This window comes from Saccharomonospora saliphila YIM 90502 (assembly GCF_000383795.1).
Taxonomy (GTDB): Bacteria; Actinomycetota; Actinomycetes; order Mycobacteriales; family Pseudonocardiaceae; genus Saccharomonospora; species Saccharomonospora saliphila.
Genome location: NZ_KB912640.1, coordinates 367886 through 376059, shown reverse-complemented (window position 1 = coordinate 376059; position 8174 = coordinate 367886). Strand labels below are relative to the sequence as shown.

Below are 8174 nucleotides of genomic sequence, written 5' to 3'. Positions count from 1 at the left end.
CGCGGCGAGCACCGGCTGCGGCAGCGCGCGCAGCACCCGGGTGACCTCCTGCAGCCGCTCGAGCCGTACCCGGGACTCCTGCTCGGGCGGCGGCTGCTTGAGGTCGTGCCCGGAGCAGAACGCCCGCCCGGCACCGGTGAGCACGACCGCCCCCACCCGGTCGTCGCCCGCCAGCCCGCGCAGCGCGCCGAGCAGGTCGTCCACCAGTTCCGGAGTGACCGCGTTGAGCCGCTCCGGCCTGTTCAGCCGCACCACGGCGATGCGGTCGCTGCGGTCCACCACGACGGTATGCCCCGTGCTCGTCATGCCGTGCAGCCTAGACTACCGATCGATCGATCGGCTAGCCTTCCGTGCCATGCCGGTACGTGACGCGGTGTCCACCGACATCGACGAGATCTGCTCCCTCATCGAGGAACACGCCCGCTACGAGGGCAACGACGAACTGCGCCTCGACCGCGCGGAGATGGCCCGGCACCTGTTCGGCCCTGACCCGAAGGCGTGGGTGGTGCTCGCCGAGAACGAGGCGGGCGAGGTCGCGGGGATGGCCTTCTGCTCGTGGAGTTTCTCGACCTGGGAGGCGCGCCCGGGAATCTGGCTCGACGACCTCTACGTCCGGCCGGAGAACCGCCGGTCCGGCCTCGGCAGGGAGTTGCTGGACGCGCTCCGCGCCCGCACCGACGGCCGGGTGGAGTGGGACATGCAAGAAGGCAACGACCGGGCCGCCGCGTTCTACGCCGACCTCGGCGCCCGCCCGGTGTCCGGGTGGGTGCGCTACCGCTGGCGGGCCTGAGTCCCACGCGCGGTCGGCGGCACGGACCAGGCCCTCGGTCCGTATGGTAGTGGGCATGGTGGATGGCTCGACCCGTCGATCGGCCTCGATCGAGGACTACGTCCGGGCGATCTACGGCTTGGAGGAGCGCGGCGAGGCCGTCACGAACACCTCCCTCGCCTCCAGGCTGGAGGTGAGCCCGTCCTCGGCGTCGGGCATGGTCACGAAGCTGGCCCAGCAGGGCCTCGTCGAACACGTGCCCTACCGCGGGATCGAACTCACCGCCGACGGCAGGCTGCTCGCGCGGTCGGTGTTGCGCAGGCACCGGCTCATCGAGTCCTACCTGGTCTCCGAGCTCGGCTACACCTGGGACGAGGTGCACGCGGAGGCCGACCTGCTCGAACACGTCGTCTCCGACCTGCTCGTCGCCCGCATCGCCGCCAAGCTCGGCGACCCGGTGCGCGATCCGCACGGCGACCCGATCCCCGCCGTGGACGGCAGTGTCGAGGAGCTGTCCACGCGGATGCTGGAGGACCTGCCCACCGGCGCGGTCGGAGAGATCGTGCGCGTGTGGGACACCGACCCCGACCTGCTGCGTTACCTCGCCGACCGCGCGATCGGCCTCGGTGAGCGGATCGAGGTGGTCGAACGGCAGCCCTTCGGCGGCTCGATCGTGGTCCGGGTCGGGCAGCCGCCCCGCGTCGTCACCCACGCGCTCGGGCGGGAGATCGCCCAGGCGCTGTCCGTGGCCACCCGCTGACACCCCCCTCGGTGCCGGCCCGCGTCCGGTGCGGCTCATCTCCCGCTCCGCGCCGACTCGGGCCCCGGCGTGTGTGCCGGACGTGCCGAGCCCCGCGCGTGTGCCGAGCGCGCCGACCCCGGAGCGGAGAAGACGCTGTGCACCCGGGCCAGGAGCCGGTCCGGCAGCAGCCGTCCCGCGGCCATCAGCACCCGGTTGTACGCGGGCCCCGTCACCACCTGAGTGCGGCCGGCCGTCAGCGCCGCGTACGCCTCCCGCGCCACCCGGGCGGGGTCGTCCTTGATCCGTGCCGCGCCGATCTTGGTGTCGGTCATGTGTGCCCGGTCGAAGAACTCGGTGTCGGTCAGCCCAGGCAGCAGGACGGTCACCGTGACCCCGGTGCCCCGGAGTTCGGAGCCGATCGCGACCGCGAACGAGTGCAGGAACGCCTTCGAGGCGTTGTAGGTGGCCTGGTACGGCCCGGGCAGCCGCGCCACCGTGGACGACGACACCAGAACCCGGCCGGTGCCGCGCGCGACCATGTCGGGCAGCAGGCGTTTGGCCAGGTGCACGGTTCCGGTGACGTTGCACTCGACCACGCGGAGCTGGTCGTCGAGGCGGGTGTCGGCACCGGCGAACGGACCGCCGACACCGACGCCCGCGTTCAGCGCGAGCACGTCGACCGCCCTTCCGATTCCGCCGACCCGTTCGGCCAGTTCCGAGACCCCGGACGCGGTCGCCAGATCGGCCCGCACCGCCCACGCCTCGACGCCGTGCGCACGCGCCTCCTCGGCGGCCTCGCCCACTCTCTCGTCGTCGGCACACACCACGAGGTCGTACGAGTGCCTGCTGAACTCCCGCACCAGCTCCCGCCCGATCCCGGCGGACGCACCGGTGACCACGGCCAACGCCGATCCCATCGCTTCCCTCCCGCTGCCGGGTGCACTCCGGCCGGACTACCCGGCCGCCCCGGTCGTAACCGCGTCCGCGCGTGGTGGACCACCGCCCACGGTGCCCGCGACGCCGGAGCGGGCCGGTCGGCGCCGTCGGTGCACGCGGCGCCGCGCGGGACTTCTAGGCTACGGCGATGACCCCTGACACACGCCTGGCCGCGCGACTGGCCCAGGAGGCCGGGCGCGCCTTGCTCGCGTTGAGGACCGAGATGTCGCGTGCCCCCGGGCAGCCCGACCCGCGGGAACTGGGCCGCCGGGGAGACGCGGTGTCGCAGGAGCTGCTGTCGCGCCTGCTCGCCGAACACCGGCCCGGGGACGCCGTGCTGTCCGAGGAGTCGGCCGACGACGGCCGCAGGCTCGACGCCGAGCGGGTATGGATCGTCGATCCGCTCGACGGGACCCGCGAGTACGGGCTGGGGCGGCCGGACTGGACGGTGCACGTGGCGTTGTGGGAGGCCGAGGCCGCACGGCGGGGCGGAGCCTGTGGACTGACCGCCGCGGCCGTCGCACAGCCCGACCGCGACGAGCTGTTCACGTCGGGTGACGGCCCGGCAGAGCGGAAAACAACACGGGAAATACCCGCGGAGAGAACGCGCATTCTGGTCAGTGACACGCGTCCACCCGAATTCGCGAACGCGGTCGCCGAATCCGTGGACGCAGATCTGGTTCCGATGGGATCGGCCGGTGCGAAAGCGACGGCGGTGCTGCGCGGCGCGGCGGAGGCGTATCTGCACGCGGGTGGGCAGTACGAATGGGACTCGGCGGCCCCGGTGGGTGTCGTGCGCGCCGCGGGACTGCACGCGTCCCGGATCGACGGCACGGCCCTGCGGTACAACGCGCCCACGCCGTACCTGCCCGATCTGGTGATCTGCCGGGCGGAGCTGGCGGGGCCGCTTCTCGACGCGATCGCGACGGCGACGCGGAGCGGATGAGCGCCCACCCCTCGCCGGGGCGGTGTCCACGACGGAAGGCGGTGGCCACTACCGGTGGCGGCCACGGCGGACGAGGGTGGCCGCATACGAAAACGGGTGGGAGACCGGTACCGGTCTCCCACCCGCGCGGCGTGAGAACGTCAGTCGCTCTCGGCAGCGGCGTTGGTGCAGCTGGTGTCGCCGGTGTCGGCGGCAGTGGCGCTGCCACCGCCCAGGATGCCCAGCACACCGACCGCGACGTTCGGGTTGAGCACGTCGCAGACGTTGATCTGGTTGTTGCTCAGGACGTCGTCCACGTTGACCAGGCCGAGCTGGTTCGTGTTGTCCGAGATGTCAGTTTCGGTGTCACCGGGAGTGGTCGCGAAGGCGGGCGAGCCGATCGCCATCAGGCCGGCCGCGGCGGTGGCGACAATAGCAGACTTCTTGAACACCTTAACCCATTCCTATCGACTCGAGTGATGTCTTTTGCTGCGGCTGGATTGCTGACCGCAACCGACATTGAAGTTACAAGCTCACCGAAGTCCGCACACGGCACAATGGGCCCCGGACAGGTCACTCGGAAATGTGGTGACCCGCATCACAGATCCTTGGGGTTCAACCGAAGAGGTCGCTGTGACCAGGGCGTTCGTCTCATCATGGGTGTGACAGAGCGTGATGGAAAACCCGTTCGGGAGGGGCTGCCCACTCGTCCCGGTGGCAGCGTGGTTGCGGAAACGTAGTGGGTGCTCGCCTGTCAAATGGCCCGATGGAGTGAAATGCGGTGAAGTCGGTTGTCGAATGGCTCAGCCGCCGGTGCGGGCGGTCGCTGGGGGCCGGTGCGGCATCACGCGGGGGAACCAGCGCGCGCCTCCGGTCAGGGGCGCATGTCCTCACGCACCGTGCTGGCCCGCCCCGACGACCTCCAACACGCCCTTTCCGTACCGGGTCAGCTTGGTGTCGCCGACTCCGTTCACCGCGCCGAGTTCGGAGAGCGTGCTCGGGCGCCGGGTCGCGATCTCACGGAGTGTGGCGTCGTGAAAGACGACGTAGGCGGGCACGCCCTGTTCACGGGCCGCTTCGGCCCGCCACTCCCGCAGCCGGTCGAACAGCGCGGTGGCGGCTTCGTCGAGGTCACTCACCTCGACCCGGCGGGCACGTGCCTCCGTGTCCCGTCTCGGTGCGCCGCGCGCGGCCGCGCGCGTGGACGGGTCGTGCCGCATCGGCACCGTTCGTCCCCGGTAGAGCACCTCGTCGGAGGTCTCGGTGGTGACGAGCGTGCCGTAGTCGCCCTCGACCGCGAGCAGTCCGGCGGCGAGAAGCTGGCGGATCACCGCCCGCCACTCGGCGTCGCCGAGATCGGAACCCACGCCGAACACCGACAGTTCGTCGTGGCGGTGCTGGCTCACCTTCGCGGTCCGCTTGCCGCGCAGGATGTCGATGACCTGGCCCGCGCCGAACTTCTGCCCGCGTTCCCGCCGTAGCCGTACGACGGTGGACAGCAGTTTCTGCGCGGCGACGGTCCCGTCCCACGACCGAGGGGGCGCGAGGCAGGTGTCGCAGTTGCCGCACGGCGCGGACGGCTCGCCGAAGTAGTCCAGCAGCCGCACCCGGCGGCAGTCGACGGTCTCGCAGAGCGCGAGCATGGCGTCGAGGTGCGCGCTCAACCGCCTGCGGTGGGCGGCGTCGCCGTCGGAGCCGTCGATCAGTTTGCGCTGGCCGACGACATCGGCGAGGCCGTAGGCCAGCCACGCCGTGGACGGCAGCCCGTCCCGGCCGGCCCGGCCGGTCTCCTGGTAGTAGCCCTCCACCGACTTGGGCAGGTCGAGGTGCGCGACGAACCGCACGTCCGGCTTGTCGATGCCCATGCCGAACGCGATCGTGGCCACGACCACGAGCCCGTCCTCGCGCAGGAACCGCGACTGGTTGCGCAGGCGCGTGGCCGCGTCCAGCCCCGCGTGGTACGGCAGTGCCTCGATGCCCTTGCCGACGAGGAACGCGGCGGTCTCCTCGACGGAGCGGCGGGACAGGCAGTAGACGATGCCGGAGTCGCCCGCGTGCTCGCTGGTCAGCAGCTCCAGTAATTGCGTGCGCGGTTCGGACTTCGGCACGATCCGGTACTGGATGTTCGGCCGGTCGAAGCTCGCCACGAAGTGCTTGGCCTCGTCCAGCCGCAGACGGGTCGCGATCTCGCGTCTGGTGTCGGGGGTGGCGGTCGCGGTCAGCGCGATCCGGGGCACGTCGGGCCTGAGTTCGTGCAGCCGGGAGAGTTCGAGGTAGTCCGGCCGGAAGTCGTGTCCCCACTGGGAGACGCAGTGGGCCTCGTCGATGGCGAACAGTGAGATCTCCCCGCGTTCGAGCAGCCGTCGCGTGGACTCCGAACGGAGCCGTTCGGGGGCGAGGTACAGCAGGTCGAGCTCCCCGGAGAGGAACTCACCCTCGACCATGCGGCGCTCGTCCGGGTCCTGTGTCGAGTTCAGGTAGCCGGCTCGCACCCCGAGTGCGCGCAGCGCGTCCACCTGGTCCTGCATGAGCGCGATGAGCGGGGAGACCACGATCCCGACACCGGGGCGCACCAGCGCCGGGATCTGATAGCACAGCGACTTGCCGCCTCCGGTCGGCATGAGCACGAGGGCGTCGCCGCCCCCGGTCACATGGTCGACGATCTCCTGCTGGCCGTCGCGGAACGAGTCGTAGCCGAAGATCCGCTTCAGGACCCGTCGCGTCTCGGGAGTGCTCACGGGCTCGATCGTAGGCTCGCGCCCACAGGCCCGATGAGGCCCACGGGAATCGCCCGGATTCCGGGCGACCGGCGAAACCGTTCGGTGCGAGCGCGGCACGGTTTCGCTCCGTCGGCACCGGTCTCCCGCGCCCGCTCGGCCGGGACCGGACGCGTGCGTTCCCGCGAACGGGACCCGAAGACCGCCCGGGCGATTCGGCGGAATGGGGAACGCACACCGATCAGTCGAGTTCGGACAACGACGTGGCCGCACGGAAACCGGTGCGGTATCGTTACGGCATCTTGATGTCCACGGCGCGATGTGGTGAACGGACGGAGGTCGTCGTCGGCACCCGTGTCGTTACCGGTTCCGTCGATGACGTTTTTCACGTCCTGGTCGTTTCCGTTTCCCGCGCCACTCCGGCATGATCATCGGCGCGTTCGCGGGGGGCGAGCGCCGTTTTGCGTTCCGGCCGGGCATGCGGCCGGAATCATCGGAATACTGGGAGGAATAGTGAGAAGACCGTTGCGCCACCTCACCGGTGCGGTGCTGGCAGGCACGCTGATCGCGGGATTCGCGGCCGGACCGGCCTCGGCGACAAGCGAGGAGGCGCCCTCGCCCACCGCCTCGTCCCCGGTCGAGAGCTCGCCGAGCGCGCCGACGGAATCCGAGCCCACGGATTCGTCCACGCCGGGAACGACTGAGCCCGGTGCGCCCACCGACACGGACCCGACGGAGACGACGGAGCCGACCGGGTCGGAGCCCTCGGAGCCAGAGCCCACGGACACGACCGAGCCGTCGGAGCCGGGCGAGACCGAGCCGACCGAGCCCACCGAGACGGAGCCGACGGACCCGACGGAGCCGACGGAGCCGACGGAGACGACCGAGCCCACCGACACGGAGCCGCCTGCCGAGGAGCCCGAGTACATCGACGACGTCGCGGCCGGAATCGATCTCGACCCCGAGCAGGGCCTCGGACTGCTGGTGATCGCCTGCGCGGCGGGCGAGCCCCGCGGGGTCTCGTCGGACGACTTCGACATCCTCGAAGGCGCGTACCAGGACGAGACCGACGGCCGCTACTGGTGGTACATGGTGCGACTGCACGACGGTCTCACGTTCGCCGAGAACTCGGCGGAGATCGGCATTCACTGGCAGTGCGGTGACCGGCGGCCCGGTGGTGGCGGCTCCGTGATCTCACCCGTGCCCGGCTCGGACGGCGCCGACGACTGGCAGGACGACAACGGTGGGGACGCACAGGTCGCCTACGCCCCCCGCGGCGGTGTCGAGACCGGCGCCGGCGGCATGGCCCGGCGTTGATCCGGATGCGCTCGACGACACGGCGGGCCACGCGTGCGCTCGTGGCATGCGTTCTCGGTGCGGCGGTGCTGGCCGGGTGCTCGGGCTCGGACGGCGACGCGGGCTCCGCGGGCGGCTCGCCGGTTCCGTCGGCTCCGGCCGAGGTGACCAAGCCCTACGACAACCTGCGCCCCACCCGGGTCGAGATCCCGGCCCTGAACGTCGACTCCTCCCTGATCACCGTGGCGGTGACCATGGAAGGCGAAATGGCGGTGCCGTCGGCGAAGGAGCCGATGCAGGCGGCGTGGTACCGCCTGTCCCCGGTGCCCGGCGAGGACGGGCCCGCCATCCTGCTCGGTCACGTCGACGGCTACGGCGAGCCGGGGATCTTCCACGACCTGGACGAGCTCGCCGAGGGTGACGAGATCAGGGTGCGGCGCAGCGACGACCGCGTCGTCACGTTCGCGGTGACCCGGTCGGAGCAGGTGCCGAAGGACGAGTTCCCCACCGACGCCGTGTACGGCAACACGGAGGGTCCCGAGCTGCGGCTGATCACGTGTGGCGGTGTGTTCGACGACGCCGAGCACAGCTACGAGGACAACGTGATCGTCTACGCCGAGCCGGTCTGAGCCGCTCCTGGGGCCGGGTGCTGACCGATCGATACCGCCGGACTCGGGCGGGTATGCCGAGCGTGGCACGATGGGCACGCGCGTGACACGCCGAGCGCGCCATCCACGCCGTGGGCCACGCGGCGTCCCCGTCCGGTCCGCGCCGTGGCGCGCGGCGGCA

At 71.3% G+C, this 8174-nt stretch carries 9 protein-coding genes; 5 read left to right on the top strand and 4 right to left on the bottom strand.

The features are described from left to right. The coding region (locus SACSA_RS0106880) for an enoyl-CoA hydratase/isomerase family protein (RefSeq protein WP_028661628.1) at positions 1-306 on the bottom strand (306 nt) is incomplete at its 3' end. Between the two features lie 49 nt (positions 307-355). Between SACSA_RS0106880 and SACSA_RS0106875 the strand changes: the two genes are divergently transcribed. Next, the gene (locus tag SACSA_RS0106875) at positions 356-790 is read left to right on the top strand and encodes a GNAT family N-acetyltransferase (protein WP_028661627.1); all 435 of its coding nucleotides are present in this window, start codon (positions 356-358) and stop codon (positions 788-790) included. Between the two features lie 55 nt (positions 791-845). Further along, entirely contained in the window at positions 846-1529 is a 684-nt protein-coding gene (locus SACSA_RS0106870) for a metal-dependent transcriptional regulator (protein WP_019814510.1), read from the top strand. A 35-nt stretch (positions 1530-1564) separates the two neighbouring features. On the opposite strand, the gene SACSA_RS0106865 is transcribed toward SACSA_RS0106870, so the two are convergent. Beyond that, a complete protein-coding gene (locus SACSA_RS0106865) occupies positions 1565-2428 on the bottom strand; it encodes an SDR family NAD(P)-dependent oxidoreductase (RefSeq protein ID WP_019814508.1) in 864 nt (287 codons plus the stop codon). 167 nt (positions 2429-2595) lie between these two features. Here SACSA_RS0106865 and SACSA_RS0106860 point away from each other — a divergent pair, with 167 nt between their 5' ends. Beyond that, the gene (locus SACSA_RS0106860; RefSeq protein WP_019814505.1) at positions 2596-3393 is read left to right on the top strand and encodes a 3'(2'),5'-bisphosphate nucleotidase CysQ; all 798 of its coding nucleotides are present in this window, start codon (positions 2596-2598) and stop codon (positions 3391-3393) included. A 140-nt stretch (positions 3394-3533) separates the two neighbouring features. Here the strand turns inward: SACSA_RS0106860 and SACSA_RS0106855 are convergent, their stop codons facing one another. Further along, positions 3534-3824 (bottom strand): hypothetical protein, encoded by a 291-nt coding sequence (locus tag SACSA_RS0106855; protein ID WP_019814503.1) that lies wholly within the window; start codon positions 3822-3824, stop codon positions 3534-3536. A 438-nt stretch (positions 3825-4262) separates the two neighbouring features. Then, complete coding sequence (gene recQ, locus SACSA_RS0106850) at positions 4263-6110, bottom strand: DNA helicase RecQ (RefSeq protein WP_019814499.1); 1848 nt, start codon at positions 6108-6110, stop codon at positions 4263-4265. A 492-nt stretch (positions 6111-6602) separates the two neighbouring features. Between recQ and SACSA_RS0106845 the strand changes: the two genes are divergently transcribed. Together SACSA_RS0106845 and SACSA_RS0106840 are read left to right on the top strand one after the other, a co-directional pair. Beyond that, entirely contained in the window at positions 6603-7406 is an 804-nt protein-coding gene (locus tag SACSA_RS0106845; protein WP_232212856.1) for a hypothetical protein, read from the top strand. Between the two features lie 5 nt (positions 7407-7411). Continuing rightward, positions 7412-8014, top strand: a complete 603-nt coding sequence (locus SACSA_RS0106840) for a class F sortase (RefSeq protein ID WP_019814494.1) — start codon at positions 7412-7414, stop codon at positions 8012-8014. Positions 8015-8174 lie beyond the last annotated feature (160 nt).